A 429-nucleotide genomic window follows, 5' to 3' on the forward strand; every position below is an offset into this window, starting at 1 on the left:
GGAGCGCTGGCGTAAGGGCGAGTCCCTTCAGCACATTGCTCAGCTGTTCGACCGAAATCATTCGTCGATTCAGCGGATTCTTGCCGAAACAGGCGGCATCAGCCCCGCTCAGCGCTGTCGCTCCAGGCTGGCGCTGACCTTGTCCGAGCGGGAAGAAATCTCGCGCTTGCTGGCGGTCGGCAGGTCGATCAGGATGATCGCCACATCGCTTTGCCGAGCCCCATCCACGATTAGCCGGGAAATCAAGCGCAACGGAGGCCAGATCAGCTACCGTGCCACCCACGCTGACCAGCATGCGTGGGATCTGGCAAAGCGTCCCAAGCGCTGTAAACTGGTGCTTCAACCAGAACTGGCTAACGTCGTTGCAGACAGGCTGCGGTTGCAGTGGTCACCAGAGCAAATTGCTGGATGGCTCAAGCACACTTACCC

At 59.7% G+C, this 429-nt stretch carries 1 protein-coding gene; it reads left to right on the forward strand.

The features are described 5' to 3' along the window. Window positions 1-429: helix-turn-helix domain-containing protein (locus GM676_RS31365; protein ID WP_155468471.1), on the forward strand; the 429-nt coding region annotated here is incomplete at both ends.

This window comes from Duganella radicis, from assembly GCF_009720825.1.
Classification (GTDB): domain Bacteria; phylum Pseudomonadota; class Gammaproteobacteria; order Burkholderiales; family Burkholderiaceae_D; genus Rugamonas; species Rugamonas radicis.